The sequence below is a fragment of the Holzapfeliella sp. JNUCC 80 genome, from assembly GCF_053667655.1.
The window spans coordinates 453,848-472,962 of sequence record NZ_CM132205.1 but is presented as its reverse complement, the minus strand read 5'-3'; the positions used below and the strand labels follow the sequence as shown (position 1 = coordinate 472,962).

The following is a 19,115-nucleotide window of genomic DNA, read 5'->3' as shown; positions in this document are numbered from 1 at the left end:
ACTATCGGTCCACACTTCTTAACACCACCGAAACTATTGAAAAATTATTAATATTAGCAGCCGGTTTAATTTTGATAATATTTGAAAATCCATAGTCGCCCGCATCAGATTTTTCAACTGTACCAACCAATAATCCTTTAGGTGAAGCATCACCTAATCCACTAGTGTAAACTTGTGTTCCCGGTTTAATTTCATTGCCTGAGCTAACTTGCGTCATTGATAGTGTTCCCGTCTTGGTATCATAACCAGATATCACACCGATATTACTGTCTAATCTATTATCGGTACTAGTTTGAACAGAAAAACGATTGGACGAACGTGATGTCGTTGAAATCAGTTCAACTTTTGAGCTGATACTGTCAACTTCTAAAACACGACCAACAACACCCTTATCTGCCATAACGGTCATTCCTTTTTCGATACCACTTTGGCTTCCTTGATCAATAATCACGAGATTAGACCAAGTCGCTGATGGTCTTGAAATAACAGATGCATTAACTAATTTGTAATCGGTTAATGTTTTTTTGAGATCTAGCGCTTCTTTTAATTCTTCGTTTTCATCCGCAACAGCTTTTGATTTTACTTTTGTCTGTGCCAAATCATCTAATTGTTTTTTTAAGTTTTCATTTTCTTGGTAAGTACTAGCTAACTGGTTTACTGTTGAAACACCAGAACTAAACCATGTCACAGGAACATTAATAACTCGCGTTACAACAGAAACACTATCATTTAAAAATGTTTGCAGAAAAAATGGTTTATCTTGTTTTTTTTGCAGACTAGCAGAAGTAACAATCAATCCGATAACTACTACAACTATTGCAAAAATAGACATTAATTTTTTATTCTTTAGTATTTTCTTCATTTGCAATTAGTCCTAAACACTAAAAAGCGACTTAAAGTCGCTTTTATTTTTTGCGCATTACATCAATGCTCTTTAAAGATTCGCCTGTTCCAATAGCTACACAATCAAGTGGTTCTTGTGCAATAAAAACTGGAACTTTAGTTGCTTCAGAAATGACTTCCGGTAAGTGATTTAAGAGTGCGCCACCACCGGTTAGAACGATACCATGATCAATAACGTCAGCTGCAATCTCTGGCGATGTTTCTTCTAACGTTTCTTTAATTGCAACAATAATTTCTTCAACCACCTCATGAATGGCTTCAGCGATATCTTTAGGGGAAATTTCAACAGATTTAGGTAGTCCTGTTAATAAATCTCGACCTCTAATTGACATATCTTCTAATTCTTCTGATTTTTCAACAGAAGCAGAAGCAATGTTAATTTTAATATCTTCGGCTGTTCGTTCACCAATTAGTAAGTTAAAGTGTTGGCGAACATGAGAAATAATTGACTCATTAAAGCGATCTCCGGCCATGCGAGTTGAACGTGAAGACACAATACCCCCTAGAGAGATTGTAGCAACATCAGTTGTCCCACCACCAATATCAACAACCATTGACCCTGTTGGTTCCATCACAGGTAAACCTGCACCAATTGCAGCTGCAAAAGGTTCTTCAAGCACATAAGCGTCACGAGCTCCAGCAACTTTAGTGGCATCAATAACCGCACGTTTTTCAACTTCTGTTACACCACTCGGTACGCAAACCATCACAAAGGGCTTGCTATTTCCGATTGTTTTCTCCATGAAATATTTCATCATTGCAGCAGTTGTATCATAATCTGCAATCACGCCATCTTTCATCGGTCTAATCGCTTTAATGCTACCTGGTGTTCTACCAATCATAGCCTTAGCTTCTGACCCAACAGCTACTATTTCTCCAGTTTTCATATTCTTTGCTACAACAGAAGGCTCTCTTAAAACGATACCCTTACCTTCCATGTAAACAATGGTATTTGCAGTTCCTAAATCAATTCCTATATTTTTTGAACCAAACCCAAACAATAAAATCGCTCCTTTTTCATGCATACATATTCTAAATCAGTATATCATAAGGACTTTACGCGAAAAAGAAATATTAAATGTTTACTAACAATTAAATAAAATCATAAGATTTCAGGCTAATATAATCGCTTTTAGAAACAATAAAATGATCTAAACAAGTAATTCCCACCAACTCACCCGCCGCTATCATTTGTTTTGAAAATTCAATATCAGACGGTGATGGTGTTAACTCTTCACTTGGATGGTTATGCGCTAAAATTATTTTTACACTTTGATTCAATATTGCTAGCTGAAAAATCTCTCTTGGGTGGACGACTGAATGTGTTAGCGTTCCCTTGAAAACGACTTTTTCACTTATGATGTAGTTTTTAACATCCAAAAAAACAACAACCAAAACTTCTTGGTTAAAACGAGCTAAAGAACCCTGAAGGTGCTCACCCATTAGTTCGTTACTAGTATACTTCAACAAGCTTTTCAAACGAACTCTTTTAAAACGATTAACAACTTCTTCAAAAACCAAACTGTCTTGATTGTTCTCACTATCGATTAAAGATAACGAAGTCGCGTATTCCTGAAAATTTTTTAAATTGTCTTGGTTTAAAAATCGATCGACAAATAACTTTAATAGTTCTCTATCTGATTGTTTGACTAGCCTAATTTTATCTTTAACCATAATACTTCTTCCTAACGTTTTTGAATGTAGTATTATTTACGCAAAAATAATCAACAACAGTCAAATTTTCCTAAAGAAGGTAACGTTAATGTAGCGAGTTGGCGTTCTTTTGTCGTTGCATCCCTCAAATTCGGAATCAATACACTAGCAATCCCCGCATAAGTTGCTGCTTTAACGCCTGGTCCCGAGTCTTCAAAAACAACTAATTGATTGTGCGGAATTGCCAACTTTTCTTGTGCAGAATCATAAATATCAGGGCTAGGCTTTGGCCGGTTAACATCTTCATGGCTCAACACAACGTCGAAGAAATCACGAACGGCTAGTTTAGCCAATACATCATTAATGAATACTTTGTGATTATTTGAAGCAAGTGCCAATTTAACATGGTCTTGTTTTAATTTATCAATAAGTTCAAAAGCGCCTGGCATCAAGTGTAGTCGCCCCTCTTGAATAGCCTGTTCAACATAAGTATTTGTCTGATCGATGAAATCATCAAATGTGTTTTCACTAATGTAATTTAAATAGTATTGTTTAAATTTCTCTGATGAATAGCCCTTAATAGCTAGGTAAGCATCCCTTGGAATTGGCAGATTCTCCTTTTGGACAATCGCAATTCCTGCTTCATAATAAAGTTCCTCGCTATTAATCAAAAGACCATCCATATCAAAAATAGCACCTGTTATTTCTTTGTCTAATTGTGAACTGTACATCTTAAAGCCCCCTTAGTTCTTATTAAAAAACTTTATGACCTCAGATGCAAAGTAAAACGACCCACAAATAATTAAAGTATCACTTAAATCCGCTTGTTGACGCCATTGCCGTATAAAAGATAAATAATCTTCAACATATGTTAAGTTGGATAAATTTAATTTTTTAAAATCAGATTGTTTGGCTGCTCTTGGATTGTCTATTGTCGTAACTTTAATTTCGTAGTCTGTTAATAGATTAAAGATGCCTTGATAGTCTTTATCTTTCATGACTGCTGTCAAAATTGTCACTTTTTTAGAATTAGGATAATGCGTAACTAAATAATCTTTCAATTCTTTAACAGCCGCAACATTATGTGCACCATCTACTATAATATCGGGTGCTTGATTCACTAGTTGATATCTAGCTGGAATACGAACCGAGTTAAGTACTTCAACGACCTCTGTCGTATGAAGTCTTTGAGATACCAGTAATTCATAAGCTTGTGTCGCTATTGCCATATCAATTTGTTCAACATAAGCAACAGGCTTTAACCCTTTATAGTTATTTTTTGATGTTCTAAAGGCGTTTTCTTCTAACTTAAACGTTTGATTGAACCAGTAGTCTTTAGCGTGCCTTTCTTGAATACGTGTGAGAAGAACATCAGTTATTTCATCTGGTATATCACCCAGAACCACTGGTCGATTAGCTTTAATAATTCCTGACTTCTCTTTTGTTATATCAGCTAAAGTCGGACCAATAATTGCCTTATGATCCATTCCTATTGACGTAATAATTGAAAGCTCTGGTGTGATGACATTCGTCTTATCATGTTCTCCTCCAATACCAACTTCAATAATAGCGTAGTCGACTTGATGATTAGCAAAAGCTAGATAGCCCAGTACTGTCACAAATTCAAATTCAGTTACAACAAAATCTGGTTGTTGAACACGGATTTCATTAAGTGCTGATTTGACTAGTTCAACCAATTTGACTAACTCATCGTCACTAATTGGTTGATTGTTGATTTGGATACGTTCATTGAATTGAATAATAAATGGTGAAACAAATAACCCTACTTTTTGACTTGATGCTGTCAGTAAATGACTCAAGTAATAGCAAGTTGACCCTTTACCGTTTGTCCCTGTAACATGAATGGTTTTTACTTTATTTTGTGGATTATCTAATTTATCCAGCACTAATTTAATGTTTGCCAATGAGTTAGTGCGTTGCATTTTCGGGAGATTATGAATAAAACTGACCGCTTGATCAGCCGTCAGTTTATTGGGTGTTGCCATATTATTGATTGTCCTTCAATTCTTGAATACGTTCTAACACGCTATCCAATTGTGATTGATAATCTGCTTTTTTCTCTTTTTGTTCGTTAACAACCTTTTCAGGTGCTTTACTTACAAACCCTTCGTTTGACAATTTCTTATCAATACGTGCGATTTCACCATTTAAGTTTTCAACTTCTTTATTTAATTTGTCAATTTCTGCTGAAATATCCACTAATTCTGCTAAAGGAACAAAAATTTGAGCACCTGTAATCACTGCATTAAGCGCTAATTTTGGTGCTTTAATGTCAGTTGCAATTGCCATTGTTTTTGGATGAACAAAGCGAGATAAGAATTCTGCATTGTTATTCAAAATATCAGCTTGTGCATCCCCATCTACACGAATTTGTAAATCAATTGGTGTTGAAAGTGGTGCATTGGCTTCAGCACGAATATTACGGATTGATTTAATAACATCAATTAAGAAGTCCATTTCTTCAATTGCTTGGTTATCTTCGAATTCAGCGTGTGCTGTTGGATATTCTGCAACCATTAAACTTTTACCTTCATGAGGCATTGATTGCCAAATTTTTTCAGTTACAAATGGCATAATTGGGTGCATTAAACGTAAAATTTGATCAATAACGTAAACCAAGTGGTTCGCTTTAATTGCTTTGGCATCTTTATCTTCACCTGTAAAGATTGTTTTACTCATTTCGATATACCAATCAGCAACATCATTCCAAATAAAGTTATACAATGCACGACCAGCTTCACCAAATTCAAATTGATCGTTTAAACGAGTAACATCTTTAACCGTCTGGTTTAGACGAGCAAAAATCCAGCGATCTGATAAATCAAAGTTTTCTGGGTTTGGTAAGTGTGCAGCCTTTGTTCCTTCAGGCAAGTTCATGATAACGAAACGGCTCATGTTCCAAATCTTGTTAATGAAGTTCCAGGCAGCATCCATCTTGTCATAGCTAAATCTTGTATCTTGTCCTGGAGTTGAACCTGTTGATAAGAACCAACGCAAGGCATCAGCACCATATTGTTCAATGATTTCCATTGGATCGATACCATTACCTAGTGATTTACTCATCTTACGTCCTTGAGCATCACGCATCAATCCGTGAATTAATGTGTATTCAAATGGACGTTCATTTGTTAGTTCCAGTCCTTGGAAGATCATACGAGCAACCCAGAAAGGAATAATATCGTAACCTGTAACTAATGTGTTATTTGGGTAGTAACGTTTGAAGTCACTAGCTTCAACATCTGGCCAACCCATTGTTGAAAATGGCCATAGAGCACTTGAGAACCATGTGTCTAGAACATCTTCATCTTGTTCCCAGTTTTCAGCATCTTGAGGTGCTTCTTCACCCACATAGATTTCGCCAGTTTCTTTATGGTACCAAGCTGGAATACGGTGTCCCCACCATAATTGTCTTGAAATAACCCAGTCATGAATATTTTCCATCCAACGTGTAAATGTTCCTTCAAAACGATCAGGAACGAAAGTGACTTTTTGGTCAGTTTCTTGGTTTTTCAATGATTCTTCTGCTAGAGGTTTCATTTTAACGAACCATTGTGTTGAAAGTCTTGGTTCAACTGGAACACCTGAACGTTCTGAATGACCAACATTGTGAGCCATTTCTTCAACTTTTAACAAAGCGCCTGCTTCTTCTAAGTCTTTTACGATAGCTTTACGAACATCAAATCGATCCATACCTTCGTATTTACCAGCATTTTCGTTCATTGTACCATCAGGATTCATAATATTAATACGTTCCAGATCATGACGGTTACCTACTGCAAAGTCATTAGGGTCATGGGCTGGTGTGATTTTTACGGCACCTGTACCAAATTCACGGTCAACGTAAGTATCAGCAATAATTGGTAATTTGCGGTCAGTTAAAGGTAAAATAACTTCTTTACCAATGTAATCTTTGTAACGATCATCATGAGGATGAACAGCAATCGCTGTATCTCCCAGTAATGTTTCAGGTCTTGTTGTTGCAATTTCAATGTAGCCTGAACCATCTACATAAGGGTATTTAATGTGGTAAAACGCCCCTTGGTCTTCTTGGTGAATAACTTCAATATCTGAAAGAGCTGTTTGAAGAGCTGGATCCCAGTTAATGATATATTCATCACGATAAATTAAACCTTTGTTGTACATTTGAACGAATACTTTTTTAACAGCATCACTTAACCCATCGTCCAAGGTAAAACGTTCACGTGAATAATCAAGTGATAATCCCATCTTACCCCATTGGTCTTTGATGGTTTTAGCGTATTCATCTTTCCATTCCCAAACTTTTTCTAGGAACTTTTCACGTCCTAGTTCATGACGTGTTAGGCCTTCTTCTTCACGAATTTTACCTTCAACTTTTGCTTGGGTTGCAATACCTGCATGATCCATACCTGGCAAGTATAAAGTATCAAACCCTTGCATACGTTTTTGTCTAATAATCATATCTTGTAAAGTTGTATCCCATGCATGTCCCATATGTAACTTACCAGTAACATTTGGTGGTGGAATAACAATTGAATATGGCTTAGCTTTCTTGTCGCCACTTGGTTTAAATAGGTCTTCGTCTAACCATTTTTGGTATTGACCTTGTTCCACTTCTTGTGGATTGAATTTCTTAGATAATTCAGTCATATTATTCCTCCTAAATAAAAAATCCTAGACAACTTAATGTCTAGGACGAATTGATCGCGGTACCACCTAAATTGACCCTGCTTGTCAGATGACAGACAGAATCCTCTTTATATCAATAAAGATAACGGGGTTTACCGGTTTAATTTACTCATTTCAATTAAACAGCTCGCAAGCTACTTGTCTTTTCTGTTTTAAAATCTTTCAGCGCATCGATTTTATCTCTATCAGTCGAAAAAACACCTCTTGGTCGTTGCTATTGACTATATTCTACTAAATTTATCCCAAATGTCAAAGTAAATCTTCAAACTCATCTTGATTATTGGTTGAAATGAAGTCTTGGTCGGGATAAATATCAGTAATTTGAATATTATCTAAAGCTTCTTGAATCATGGCTTCTGAATCGAGTGCTTTTTCATATAAAACCGCTTTTTCAGTTTTTGGTCGAGTTTTTGGTCGAGTCGGTGCAAAAATTGTACAGCAGTCTTCAAATGGCATAACAGAAAGATCAAAAGTATCAATTTTTTCAGAAATACGAATAATATCTGTCTTGTCTAAGGTAGCAACAGGACGAATAATTGGTGTATTTGTTACATCGTTAATTGCCATCATGCTCTCAAGTGTTTGTGAGGCAACTTGTCCAATTGATTCTCCGTTTGAAATTGCTAGTCCTTTGCGTTGTTCACGAATAAGATCAGTCAACTTCAGCATAAAACGACGTTGAACCGTCATTAAGTATCCTTCTGGAATATTTTGTTTAATCTGTTCTTGAATATGAGCAAAAGGAACCGCAATAAATTTAATTTTACCTGAATAAGCAGCTAGTTTACTAGTTAAGGCTTTTGCTTTCGCAAGCGCTTTATCAGTTGTATAAGGAGGTGAATAAAAATGAACCATTTCAATTTCAATTCCACGCTTCATTGTCAAGTAAGAAGCAACTGGTGAATCAATACCACCTGAAAGCATCAACATAGCTTTACCAGCCGTTCCAACAGGCAACCCACCTGCTCCCTTAATTGTTTGATTTGATAAATAAACCGCATCATGACGAACTTCGATTCGCAAAATAACATCTGGATTTTTCATTTTAACAGCAATATCTGGTAGTGCATCCGTAACACTGCCACCGACTAGCTGATTAATTTCGTTAGTATCTAATTCATACTCATGATCACTTCGGCGTGTATTTACCTTGAACGAAAGCCCTTCATGATAGATAGCTTTCATCATTTCAACTGCAGCTTCTTGAATATCTTTAATATTTTTTGAAACCTTAACAGCGGGTGAATAAGTCTCAATTCCAAATACCTTAGATAATTTTTCGTCGACTACCTCCCAGTTTTCGCCATTTAATTTAATGTGCATTCTATCTCTTTTAGTTGAGATATCAAGGTGACTCAAATCATGTAGCGCGCGACTAACATTACCGTGCAGACGGTTAATAAATTCGCGGCGGTTCTTACCTTTAGTTGATAATTCACCGTATCTCACTAATACTTCACTGAATTGCATATATGCAGCTCCTTTTTAATAACTAATATTTTTAAAACGTTTATAAATTTCTTCAAACTTACTGATAAATTCTTTGGCTTCAGCCAGTGTATTATCCGCTGAAAAACTTAAGCGAATAGCACCTTGAGCAATGCGGTCATCAACAGCCATTGCTTTCAGTGTCCCGGATCCAGTCTCATCTTTACTGGAACAAGCACTTGTTGTTGAAACATAAATCTCTTGTTCTTCCAACAAATGAACAAGTGTTTCACCTCTAACACCTTCTAAAGCAAATGTTAGAATATGTGGCGCAAATTCACTACTATCTGGTGAAAAAATCGAAATACCTGGTTTATCAGTTAAGTAGTTTAGCACTTCTTTTTTTATTGCTGCCGTTTGTTGGACGGTTTTTTTCTGGGTTTCGATTGCAAGTCTTAATGCTTTGGCACTGGCAACTATCCCTGGAGTATTTTCGGTTCCTGAGCGCAGATTTTGCTCTTGTCCACCACCACTTAATAGTGGTTGCAATTGACGATTAGCTTTTTTATATAAAAATCCAACTCCACGAGGACCGTTAAATTTATGCGCAGAAAAGCTCATTAAATCAATACGTGGATGGAAAACCTTGGACCATAAATTTTTCCCAATAGCCTGAACAGCATCCACATGATAGTGAATTGATGGATATGCTTTTAAGATATCGCCAATTTCAGCAATAGGCTGAATAGACCCGATTTCATTGTTAACTCCCATAACCGAAACCAGTATCGTATCCTCTGTGATTGCTTGTTTTACAGAATCAGGGCTTACAATGCCCGTTTGATCAACAGGTAAATAAGTCACTTTGAATCCTAATTCCTCAAGCTGTTTCATTGAATTTAAAACCGCGGGGTGTTCAATCTGTGTGGTAATTAAATGGTTACCTAATTTTCTTTTTGAAATGGCGGTACCTTTAATTGCCCAGTTATCAGATTCTGTTCCACTGCTTGTAAAAAATATTTCGCTACCTTTCACACCGAGCAAATCGGCAATCTGTAAGCGAGATTGTTCAACTAGCAAAAAACTCTTCTCACCAAATTTGTGCAAACTAGAAGGATTAGACCAATACTTTTGACTAACCGCTTGGTAAGTATTTAGCACATTAGGATTGATTAAAGTTGTTGAACTATTATCAAAATATATCAAATTATTATCCACCTTTAAAACTAAAAAAGACCAGTAATCTGGTCTAAATTGTTTGAACGTCTAAAATATTATAGCGGAAAACCCATTAACATTCAACTCGTTAACTTATTTTTTATAAGCCTTTATAGTAATCTTTTTCAATCTTTTGATAAGCACCTGGTTCGACTTTTTCAAGTGCACTTGCGATTGTATCTAAGGCACCTTCATAATCGAAATCTTGGTTATAAAGTTGATAGGCCTTCTTCACCGCTTGATTAATACTTTGATTATCTTGGATATACTTATTACTATATTGAATTGCAATTTCAGTTAATTCTGAAACCGCCACAATATTTTCAGAATCTGTTGTTAATTTATTTAAATCTTGTTGAGCCAAAATCAAATCATCTGAGATTTGTTTCATATCAATTTTGACTTGATTCAATTCATTATAAATCTTTTCAATTTCATCTTCTACTAGTCGATAATATTCAACAAAGCGTGATGGATAGCCTGGTAATTTGTAACGATCGAGTTTTCGTTTCAACATATTAAGATTCAAATTCATTTCTTGAACAGATTGTTGTGCAACCTTTTCAGCTTCAGTTAACCCTTCGATATCTTGTTCAATTTCTTGTTGTCGAATTGAGATTTCATCCAATCGTTGGTTAATTCTTAAGAAATCCGCTTTAATTTCAGAATAAACTGGTGATTCTGTTTCAATTTTTCGAATATCTAAATCAAAATCATTCTTCATTTGACTAATTTCAGAACCAATATGACCACTTTCAGTAATCTCATCATTAGTTAAAATATAGCTTTGATCGATATGAACCAGTAAATCCATCAATTCTGAATTAGCTAACGAAACCTTTTCAAATTGTTCAGACAATCTTTTTTGAAAATCAACCACAAAATTCTTAGCATTCATTTCATTTTCTAAGATCTGCTCAATTTCCATGATTTTGTTATTAATATTATCAATACCATTTTCTACTTCATCCAGCTTAATTTCGTTTAACTGCTGGTTGGTTTGATTCAAAGCAGCGTTTAGATTATCAATTAAAGTTTGAACGTTAACATTTGAAAAACGATAGCCTTGACTGAGCAAGTGCGCATACTCATTACTTAGCTCTTTAACCTGTTGTGGCAATTTTTCACTTAATTTTTCATAACTTTTTTTGATTCTTGGTAGTTTTTCATCAAGTTGTGTTAATTGTAATTTCAAATAACTCAATACGCGATGTGTTTCGATGTGGTTCCCAACACTATTGAGCGCTCTCACATCTGTAAACTTATTTTCTAGTCCAAGTAAATAATCTTCTAAAAAGTTAATTGTTTGACCATAATTGTAAGATTTTGATAAAATATCTTTTCTTATTTCAGCATATTTATCATAAATTTGTTCAATTTCTTTTTCTGATTCACTATTAGCAACAATTAGTTGATCAAAAACTGATTCAACATCTTCAACGTCTTGTTCAGCTTCAAAAACTTCTTGTTTTAAGTCAGCTAACAGTGAATTAGCTGTCAACAGTCTTAAGTGATTGGTCGTCTGAGCAACTTTTTGATTCTTTTGTAGCAACTCTTCTGACCTAGATTCTAATCCTAGATAGACTTTCTCCCAATTATTAAACGTTATCAAACTCGAGCCAGATAGCGTGATTTCTTTTAAATGTTGATACTTTTCAGCCAGTTCAACCGATTGAAAAGAGTCAATCACTTCGCTAATGTGACCCGTAACACGTTTGTTTTTGATGAAGTTCATTAATAATTGAATGACAACTGCAAGTATTATCAAAATACTTATTGAAAGCACAACTGTTTGTCCTACTGACATAAAAGCTTCCCCCAATATTCCATATAAGTACTATTGTATCAAAAAATTCACCCTTTGAAGAGCTTTTTTGGGAAATAAATAGACTTGATTTAAGAACACATCTCATCTATAATAATAAAAGTGTAAAATATTGCAGCAATAAGTGGCAAGAACGTCAACATTTTATGGCGCTTTAAGTGAACGAGTACCCCGCGGCTGCACGTGGTGAAAGTATCAACATAAAATGCACGAATGCCGAACTTATTTCTTATATTTTACTCCAATAATCAAATTTTATGGAGGAACATTTTTATGTCAAGATATACAGGTCCTAGTTGGAAAAAATCTCGTCGTCTTGGAATTTCTTTATCAGGTACTGGTAAAGAACTTGCACGTCGTAACTACGCACCAGGTGACCACGGTCCAAACGCTCGTCGTGGTAAACTTTCAGAATACGGTTCACAATTACGTGAAAAACAAAAACTACGTGTGATGTACGGTTTAACTGAACGTCAATTTATGAACCTTTTCGTTAAAGCTGGTAAAATTCGTGAAGGTAAACACGGTGTTAACTTCATGGTATTACTAGAACGTCGTTTAGATAACGTTGTTTACCGTTTAGGTCTAGCAACTACACGTCGTCAAGCTCGTCAATTAGTTAACCACGGTCACGTGACTGTTGATGGTCAACGCGTTGATATTCCTTCTTACGAAGTAAAACCTGACCAAGTTATCGGACTAAGAGAACGTTCACAAAACTTGGCTATCGTTAAAGAAGCAGTTGAAGCTACAGTTGCTCGCCCTGCTTTCGTTTCATTTGACGATAACAAATTAACAGGTTCATTAACTCGTCTACCAGAACGTGATGAACTTGAACCAGAAATCGACGAATCACTTGTTGTTGAATTCTACAACCAAAAACTTTAATATTTATATATTTGTTTATTCCCCGGTATCCTTATCGGGGATTTTTTAATACACTTTTACTATAACAATCAAAGGAGGAATTTTAATTGTCAGATAAATTAAATGAACGCTTAGAACAAAATGGGTTAACCTCTACCCCACAAACCAATCCTGATGAAAGACGTCAGTATTTAGGCTCATTACGCGAACGTGTTTTAGTCAGATTATCCGTAGCTCAGTTAAAAGACAAACCAGTTGTTGAAACCTTAGTTGATCATATTCAAAGCTATCAAAACTACCAAGTTTTAATTAATAACAAAGTTAACACACCAAACGCTTCACTGATTATTAGAGCTTGTTCTCAAAATAATATTAAATTTTCATTGATTAGTGATCAATCAGCACAGACCGCTGATGATAAAACGGGAGTTCTTGTTGTTTCAAGTGATGCAATCAATGAGCCCGTCATTGATATTAGTCAAAAGTATCAAGAACAACCAACTGAGTCTAGCGCCAAACCAGAAAAATCATCTGTCTGGTCTAAGTTTAAAAAGTTAATTAAAGGAGACTAATAATGACTACTCCCCTAGCCTTTCGTATGCGTCCAAAAACAATAAGTGATATTGTAGGACAACAACATTTAGTGGGACAAGATAAAATTATTTATCGCATGGTTAAAGCCAAAAGACTAACATCGATGATTCTGTATGGTCCTCCGGGAATTGGCAAGACAAGCATTGCAAGTGCGATTGCGGGTAGTACAAAATATGCTTTTAGACAGCTAAATGCAGCTATTGATGGCAAAAAAGAATTAAAAATTGTCGCTGAAGAAGCTAAAATGAGTGGTACTGTCGTGCTATTACTTGATGAAATTCATCGACTAGATAAAACTAAACAAGACTTTTTACTGCCCATGCTTGAATCTGGTAAAATCATCTTAATCGGTGCTACAACAGAAAATCCTTACCTTTCTATTTCGCCGGCTATACGTTCTCGAACAGAGATCTTTGAATTATATCCTTTAGAAGCTGAAGATATTAGCAAAGCTATTAATCGAGCCTTGACTGATGAACAAGATGGTTTAGGTAGCTATCATGTTCAGTTGACAGATGAAGCTAAAGAGTTACTGATAACACGAAGTAACGGTGACTTGAGAAATGCTTTAAATGGTCTTGAATTAGCCGTATTGTCTTCTAATCCAGATGAGAATCATGTTATTTTAATTGATACTCCCGTAATTAAAGACTCTATTCAAAAACAAAATATCTCTGCTGATAAAAACGGTGATAGCCACTATAACTTACTTTCAGCCTTTCAAAAATCAATTCGAGGTTCTGATACTGATGCAGCACTTCATTACTTAGCTCGGTTAATTCTGTCTGGTGACTTACAAAGTATTATTCGACGCCTGACAGTCATCGTTTTTGAAGATATTGGACTTGCTAATCCACAAGCTTGGATGCACACAATGACCGCAATTGAAGCAGCAGAAAAAGTTGGACTCCCTGAAGCAAGAATACCTTTGAGCAATGCCGTAATCGAACTTTGCTTATCTCCAAAATCTAACGCTAGCTTAACTGCTATTGATGAAGCAATTTCTGATATTCAAAACAAACGAATTAGCGACATTCCAAACCATATTAAAGATGCACACTACAGTGGTGCAGAAAAATTGGGTAGTGGTGTCGGTTACTTGTACCCCCATGATTTTGATAATGATTTTGTTGCACAGGACTATTTGCCCAGTAGCTTACGCAATTCACATTATTTCCACCCCAAAGGTAACGGTAAATTTGAAGTTGCCTTTAAGAACCAGTACCAAAAATTAAAAGATTTACAAAGAAAAGGACGTTATTAAACCTATGATTATAAAAATTATCATGATGGCTTTTATTGCAGTCATTTGTTACATCGGTGGTTGTTTAATTTATACCAAAGATAAGCCGTTTTTAGTTTTTCATCCTGAAAAAGATCGCTTTTTAAGTCGCTCACTGATTGTATTTGCTATTATTTTATTTGCTATTGCAATTATTGGCATGATTATATTATTCACTTTACCTACCGTGTACAACATCATTACACTGATTTTAACTAGCGTAACTTTAATTATTTTATCCATCATTTTATCTGTTTCAATTAACACTAATATCAAATAAAAAAGCCATTTAATAAATGGCTTTTTTACTTGATTTCATTTTTGATTAAGTTACGAATAGATTCTGGTAAATCATCTAGCACTAATAAACTATCAATTAAACGTTCACTATTGTACACTTGATGCCAAAACCCTAATTGTTCATTAGAACTATAGTCATCTTTATACTGATCATTCCACTGTGTCAAAAGCATCACAATAAAGTGATTGTAAAAGTTATCTCTTAATGAAAAACTTAAAACTAAATCTGCCAGTACCTGATTTTCACCAAAAATAAGTGGCACATCTGTTTGTAAATATGCAAACAAAATTGCTGTCATCAAGTAAACTTTCAACGCTCGATGGACAGGTGCCTCACAGACTTTTTTTGTTGCTTCAACAATAAGACTGTAAGTTTGTATCCAACCCATTTTGGAATTATAGCCTTGATAATCTTGTTCAAGTAATGCGTACGTTGATAATTTTAACGCAACGGTTTGATAATCTTGTGGTGATAATAAGTTGTAAAACTTTTCATCTTCAACCAAAATCGCGTTTAAAATTAATAAAGCACCGCTTCTAACTAAAACAGCATCATTTTTAGGCTCTAAAATGTGTGCGTACAAATTATCTGGATTCAAGACAAAATCCCTTAACCAGATAAGCTGATTTTCATTATAATAGTGTTTTTTGATACACTCCACAATCGTTTTTAAAACATATTTTTCTCGGATATCAACATCTGTGACGCCAATGAATTGCGCTAGAAATTGTAAATCATCCATCTTAGGTGATTGGATATTTTTTTCTTGAGCAAGAAACTTGATTTTTTCGCGATTATCATCAGTTAATTCTGCTATCTGAACTGGACGACGTCTTTTTTGATAGTTGACCTGCTCTTTTATCTTGTTAAATTGTTGATAAAGCGTGTTGTAAAAGTCACCTGTTTCAAAACGTTTGAACAGATTATTGACATTTTGCTCAACTTCAACTATTTGACTGCTAGTCATTTAGCCACTCTCCTAACTGATAAATACTAAAATTCACCTTTTCCACTAAAAATATAACTCTTATGATGATATTTCATTGAAAGAATTAATCCAACACCAATCATATTCCCCAGTAAGGCTGACCCCCCGGAAGAAATAAATGGCAAAGGAATTCCCGTTAGTGGTAAAAGATCGATGCTCATTCCGATATTTTCAAAAACATGGAACAAAATCATCATGATAACACCGGTTGAAACATATGAGTAAAAGGCGTTACGTGTTTGAAAGGCAACCTTGACCATATTGAAAATCAAATAGAAGTAAGTCAAGATTACACCTATTACACCTACAAACCCAAAACTTTCCCCGATAATTGAAAAAACCATATCGGTTGTTTGAACGGGAACATTAACAACTCTTACACCAAATCCGCGACCAAATAATTCTCCTGAACCAATTGCTTTCATACTCTGCCATAGCTGCATCGAATTATTCGCAGTATCCCCAGACGGATCTAACCAACTATTAATTCTCTCAAATTGATAAGCTTTGAAATTGAATTGTCGTAGAATTTCCTGACCATTAGGTGTCGAAACCAATAAAATAGCAATAGTCCCAATCACTGCTACTGATAAGAAAACCGGTAGTAAAATTTTCCATGTTACACCAGATACCAAGATTGCACCACCTAAAATAGCAAAGAAAACTAACATTGTCCCAAAGTCATTTTGCAATTTCAATAACACAGCAACCGGCAGCATGACTAAGATGAGTTTTCCAATTAAAATACTATCATTTCGAACAGTATGTTCACGATATAGTTGGTTATGTCGATAAGTTAAGCGTCCTAACATCAAAATAAATGCTGGCTTCATAACCTCAGAAGGTTGGAACGTAAAGGGCCCTACCTTGAACCAACTCATCGCCCCAGTATCTGCAGCTAGCGACCGATCATGAAATATTAAAACCAAAAACAGCAACGTCAGTCCCGCAGCATAAGCATATGGCGAAACTTTGAACAACTGTTCTGAGTCAAATTGCATGATAACAGCAACAATTAAAAAACCTACAAAATACCAAATCACTTGAGATATGATAGCTCTCAAATTAGCACTAGAAGCTAACCAAATAGCGTACATTCCCACAACTGCTAGGATTAATACAGGAACAATAATTCCAAAATCTAGTCGATCAATTAGGCTTGGCTTTTCATCTACTTGTGCCATAATTTGTACTCCCCTAGATTGTTATTTCAAAATTTAGATTTTGCCATGCAAGTTAAAGTAAACAAGTAAATCATTAATCGCACTTTCTAAATTATTTGCAAATAGTGTTTTATTCGATTTTTCAATATCTATTTGATAGCGCGATTCCACTTTTTTAATTGTTCCAATCACTTGTTTGTTTGGAATAGCCACTTCATAGTAATTTTCATTTTTATTATTAATTTCGTTAACTTCTACATTAATGTTTTTAACTTTTTTAGACATAAAATTCTCTACTCACTACTTTTTTTATTTTTGTTAATTATTTCGTCACCAATTTTATCAGATTTTTTATTTCGAAACAGTGTAAACTTATCCGGAACAAAATCAAGTCCCCCTTTATTAAAAGGCTGACATCTTAAGATTCTTGAAACTCCCATAATGGTGCCTTTAATCACACCATGCTTTTCAATTGCTTTGAAGGTATATTGAGAACATGTTGGGTAAAATCGACAGCGCTTTGGTAATAATGGAGAAATTCGGGTTTGATAAAATTTAATACACCCTAAAAAAATAAATCGCATTATTTTCTCTTTGCAATATTATCTAATAAAACGCCTGTTCCAATAGCTACAGCATCTAGACTATTATCTGCAACAATTACAGGTACTTTTAAGTGGTGTGCTAACAAACGGTCTAAGTTGTTTAACAAAGCACCCCCACCAGTTAGCATAATACCACGATCAATAATATCAGCAGCTAATTCTGGTGGTGTTTGTTCTAGAACTTCTTTTGCAGCATCAATAATGCTCATAAGACCTTCAGATAAAACTTGTTCAACTTCAACAGCATTAATCGTCATTACTTTAGGTAAACCGTCAATCATATCACGACCACGAACTTCAATTTCTTGTGATTCTTCTGCTTCAAAAGCTGATCCAATTTCTTTTTTGATTGTTTCAGCTGTTCTTTCACCGATTAACAGATTATATTTTTGTTTAACATAAGCCACAATATTTTGATCCATTTTGTTACCAGCGTAGTGTAATGAACGGCTTGTTACCACTTCACCCATTGAAAGCACAGCAATATCACTAGTACCCCCACCAATATCAATAACCATATTTCCTTGAGGCTTAAAGATATCTAGACCTGCACCAACGGCAGCCACTTTAGGTTCAAATTCTAAGTAAACTTTATTTCCGCCTGCTTTTTCAGCAGCTTGAATAATTGCCTTTTGTTCAATATCAGTCACGTTTGTAGGTGCACAGATTAGAATATTTGGCTTCGATAAAAATCCTTTTAAATTCAACTTTTCAATAAAGTAAGTTAGCATTGCTTCTGTAATGTCAAAATCAGCAATAACACCATCTTTTAAGGGTCTAATTGCCTTGATGTTTCCTGGTGTACGTCCTACCATGCGGTAAGCTTCGGTACCTACAGCAACAACTTCATTATTCTTTGTATCGATTGCAACAACAGATGGCTCGTTCAAAACAATACCATCTCCAGCCACATTAATTAGAACATTAGCAGTTCCCAAATCGATTCCTATATTTTTAACCACGATTATCTTTCCCTTCACATGTCAATCATGTCGAATTTTAATATATTATATGATGATTACAAATTCACCAATGTTATTTATAAAATTCCCTCTTCATATAATATCATAAATTAAGACGCTAAATATCAATTATTAACGAACAAAAACAGAAATTTAATAAATATTACTCATAAAAAAAAGCGAACACAAAATGTGTTCACTTTTTTATAGATGTTTAGAAACATTAATTCTGTTCATTGCTTTCTTCAATGCGACTTCAGCACGACGTTGTTGATCAATATCGTGTTGTGATTCAGCCTCATGAAGTTTTTGCTCAGCTTCACTTTTTTCTTGTTCAGCCTTGCTCAAATCAATATCTCTAGCACGTTCAGCACCGTCAGCCACAATTGTTGCAACATTATCTTGAAATTCGATAAAGCCACCGTTTACTGCAATTGCGTCAACATGAGTTGTGTTGTCAGTTCTTTTTACCCTAACTTCACTAATCTTTAGCGGGGCAACGATTGGTTCATGGTTAGCCATGATACCTAAATCTCCATCAATTGACTTCACACTTACCATATGTGCACGGTGACTATACTGAATTCCATAAGGAGTAACAACAGTGACAGTTATAATATTATCTGCCATGATTTTC

At 35.1% G+C, this 19,115-nt stretch carries 19 protein-coding genes and 1 other annotated feature; of the genes, 4 read left to right on the top strand and 15 right to left on the bottom strand.

Features of this window, described 5'->3' with window-relative positions; translation table 11 throughout:
• Position 1 precedes the first annotated feature (1 nt).
• The 9 genes from mreC to JNUCC80_RS02350 form a co-directional block, all read right to left on the bottom strand.
• On the bottom strand, positions 2-862 hold the full coding sequence (mreC, locus tag JNUCC80_RS02390; protein WP_454153212.1) for a rod shape-determining protein MreC: 861 nt from the start codon (positions 860-862) through the stop codon (positions 2-4).
• Between the two features lie 43 nt (positions 863-905).
• A complete protein-coding gene (locus tag JNUCC80_RS02385; RefSeq protein ID WP_454142925.1) occupies positions 906-1,904 on the bottom strand; it encodes a rod shape-determining protein in 999 nt (332 codons plus the stop codon).
• Positions 1,905-1,995: 91 nt separating this feature from the next.
• Positions 1,996-2,577 (bottom strand): JAB domain-containing protein, encoded by a 582-nt coding sequence (locus JNUCC80_RS02380; protein WP_454142927.1) that lies wholly within the window; start codon positions 2,575-2,577, stop codon positions 1,996-1,998.
• 50 nt (positions 2,578-2,627) lie between these two features.
• Positions 2,628-3,287, bottom strand: a complete 660-nt coding sequence (locus JNUCC80_RS02375) for an HAD family hydrolase (RefSeq protein ID WP_454153211.1) — start codon at positions 3,285-3,287, stop codon at positions 2,628-2,630.
• 12 nt (positions 3,288-3,299) lie between these two features.
• Positions 3,300-4,562, bottom strand: coding sequence for a bifunctional folylpolyglutamate synthase/dihydrofolate synthase (locus tag JNUCC80_RS02370; RefSeq protein WP_454153210.1), 1,263 nt, complete (start codon positions 4,560-4,562; stop codon positions 3,300-3,302).
• A gap of 1 nt (position 4,563) precedes the next feature.
• Positions 4,564-7,206 (bottom strand): valine--tRNA ligase, encoded by a 2,643-nt coding sequence (locus JNUCC80_RS02365; RefSeq protein ID WP_454153209.1) that lies wholly within the window; start codon positions 7,204-7,206, stop codon positions 4,564-4,566.
• Positions 7,207-7,244: 38 nt separating this feature from the next.
• Positions 7,245-7,466 (bottom strand) — a binding site (T-box leader).
• Positions 7,467-7,494: 28 nt separating this feature from the next.
• Positions 7,495-8,715: a tRNA uracil 4-sulfurtransferase ThiI gene (gene thiI, locus JNUCC80_RS02360; RefSeq protein ID WP_454142935.1), complete on the bottom strand. Its 1,221-nt coding sequence runs from the start codon at positions 8,713-8,715 to the stop codon at positions 7,495-7,497.
• 15 nt (positions 8,716-8,730) lie between these two features.
• The gene (locus tag JNUCC80_RS02355) at positions 8,731-9,879 is read right to left on the bottom strand and encodes a cysteine desulfurase family protein (RefSeq protein WP_454153208.1); all 1,149 of its coding nucleotides are present in this window, start codon (positions 9,877-9,879) and stop codon (positions 8,731-8,733) included.
• A 112-nt stretch (positions 9,880-9,991) separates the two neighbouring features.
• Positions 9,992-11,698 carry a septation ring formation regulator EzrA gene (locus JNUCC80_RS02350; RefSeq protein WP_454153207.1) on the bottom strand — a complete coding sequence of 569 codons (1,707 nt, stop codon included), beginning with the start codon at positions 11,696-11,698 and terminating at the stop codon, positions 9,992-9,994.
• Positions 11,699-11,989: 291 nt separating this feature from the next.
• Here JNUCC80_RS02350 and rpsD point away from each other — a divergent pair, with 291 nt between their 5' ends.
• The 4 genes from rpsD (at position 11,990) to JNUCC80_RS02330 (ending at position 14,739) form a co-directional block, all read left to right on the top strand.
• Positions 11,990-12,604, top strand: coding sequence for a 30S ribosomal protein S4 (gene rpsD / locus JNUCC80_RS02345; protein ID WP_339969357.1), 615 nt, complete (start codon positions 11,990-11,992; stop codon positions 12,602-12,604).
• Positions 12,605-12,690: 86 nt separating this feature from the next.
• Positions 12,691-13,155: a YueI family protein gene (locus JNUCC80_RS02340; RefSeq protein ID WP_454153206.1), complete on the top strand. Its 465-nt coding sequence runs from the start codon at positions 12,691-12,693 to the stop codon at positions 13,153-13,155.
• Positions 13,156-13,157: 2 nt separating this feature from the next.
• Positions 13,158-14,441, top strand: a complete 1,284-nt coding sequence (locus JNUCC80_RS02335) for a replication-associated recombination protein A (protein WP_454153205.1) — start codon at positions 13,158-13,160, stop codon at positions 14,439-14,441.
• Positions 14,442-14,445: 4 nt separating this feature from the next.
• The gene (locus JNUCC80_RS02330; RefSeq protein ID WP_454142946.1) at positions 14,446-14,739 is read left to right on the top strand and encodes a hypothetical protein; all 294 of its coding nucleotides are present in this window, start codon (positions 14,446-14,448) and stop codon (positions 14,737-14,739) included.
• A 25-nt stretch (positions 14,740-14,764) separates the two neighbouring features.
• On the opposite strand, the gene JNUCC80_RS02325 is transcribed toward JNUCC80_RS02330, so the two are convergent.
• The 6 genes from JNUCC80_RS02325 to JNUCC80_RS02300 form a co-directional block, all read right to left on the bottom strand.
• Positions 14,765-15,727 carry a DUF2785 domain-containing protein gene (locus JNUCC80_RS02325; RefSeq protein ID WP_454153204.1) on the bottom strand — a complete coding sequence of 321 codons (963 nt, stop codon included), beginning with the start codon at positions 15,725-15,727 and terminating at the stop codon, positions 14,765-14,767.
• Between the two features lie 26 nt (positions 15,728-15,753).
• Complete coding sequence (locus JNUCC80_RS02320) at positions 15,754-16,932, bottom strand: FtsW/RodA/SpoVE family cell cycle protein (RefSeq protein ID WP_454153203.1); 1,179 nt, start codon at positions 16,930-16,932, stop codon at positions 15,754-15,756.
• Between the two features lie 33 nt (positions 16,933-16,965).
• Entirely contained in the window at positions 16,966-17,196 is a 231-nt protein-coding gene (locus JNUCC80_RS02315; RefSeq protein ID WP_454142952.1) for a DUF2969 family protein, read from the bottom strand.
• Positions 17,197-17,204: 8 nt separating this feature from the next.
• Positions 17,205-17,495, bottom strand: a complete 291-nt coding sequence (yidD, locus tag JNUCC80_RS02310) for a membrane protein insertion efficiency factor YidD (protein ID WP_454153202.1) — start codon at positions 17,493-17,495, stop codon at positions 17,205-17,207.
• Entirely contained in the window at positions 17,495-18,478 is a 984-nt protein-coding gene (gene mreB, locus JNUCC80_RS02305; protein ID WP_454142956.1) for a rod shape-determining protein MreB, read from the bottom strand. Before mreB ends, yidD begins: the two co-directional genes overlap by 1 nt.
• A gap of 204 nt (positions 18,479-18,682) precedes the next feature.
• A complete protein-coding gene (locus tag JNUCC80_RS02300) occupies positions 18,683-19,108 on the bottom strand; it encodes a F0F1 ATP synthase subunit epsilon (protein WP_454142958.1) in 426 nt (141 codons plus the stop codon).
• Positions 19,109-19,115: the final 7 nt, after the last annotated feature.

Coding starts and splice junctions, on each gene's coding strand:
- yidD (WP_454153202.1), bottom strand. CDS start 17,495: ATGCGATTTATTTTTTTAGGGTGTATTAAATTTTATCAAACCCGAATT.
- JNUCC80_RS02320 (WP_454153203.1), bottom strand. CDS start 16,932: ATGGCACAAGTAGATGAAAAGCCAAGCCTAATTGATCGACTAGATTTT.
- JNUCC80_RS02375 (WP_454153211.1), bottom strand. CDS start 3,287: ATGTACAGTTCACAATTAGACAAAGAAATAACAGGTGCTATTTTTGAT.
- rpsD (WP_339969357.1), top strand. CDS start 11,990: ATGTCAAGATATACAGGTCCTAGTTGGAAAAAATCTCGTCGTCTTGGA.
- thiI (WP_454142935.1), bottom strand. CDS start 8,715: ATGCAATTCAGTGAAGTATTAGTGAGATACGGTGAATTATCAACTAAA.
- JNUCC80_RS02330 (WP_454142946.1), top strand. CDS start 14,446: ATGATTATAAAAATTATCATGATGGCTTTTATTGCAGTCATTTGTTAC.
- JNUCC80_RS02325 (WP_454153204.1), bottom strand. CDS start 15,727: ATGACTAGCAGTCAAATAGTTGAAGTTGAGCAAAATGTCAATAATCTG.
- JNUCC80_RS02335 (WP_454153205.1), top strand. CDS start 13,158: ATGACTACTCCCCTAGCCTTTCGTATGCGTCCAAAAACAATAAGTGAT.
- JNUCC80_RS02350 (WP_454153207.1), bottom strand. CDS start 11,698: ATGTCAGTAGGACAAACAGTTGTGCTTTCAATAAGTATTTTGATAATA.
- JNUCC80_RS02370 (WP_454153210.1), bottom strand. CDS start 4,562: ATGGCAACACCCAATAAACTGACGGCTGATCAAGCGGTCAGTTTTATT.
- JNUCC80_RS02365 (WP_454153209.1), bottom strand. CDS start 7,206: ATGACTGAATTATCTAAGAAATTCAATCCACAAGAAGTGGAACAAGGT.
- JNUCC80_RS02380 (WP_454142927.1), bottom strand. CDS start 2,577: ATGGTTAAAGATAAAATTAGGCTAGTCAAACAATCAGATAGAGAACTA.
- JNUCC80_RS02300 (WP_454142958.1), bottom strand. CDS start 19,108: ATGGCAGATAATATTATAACTGTCACTGTTGTTACTCCTTATGGAATT.
- mreC (WP_454153212.1), bottom strand. CDS start 862: ATGAAGAAAATACTAAAGAATAAAAAATTAATGTCTATTTTTGCAATA.
- JNUCC80_RS02315 (WP_454142952.1), bottom strand. CDS start 17,196: ATGTCTAAAAAAGTTAAAAACATTAATGTAGAAGTTAACGAAATTAAT.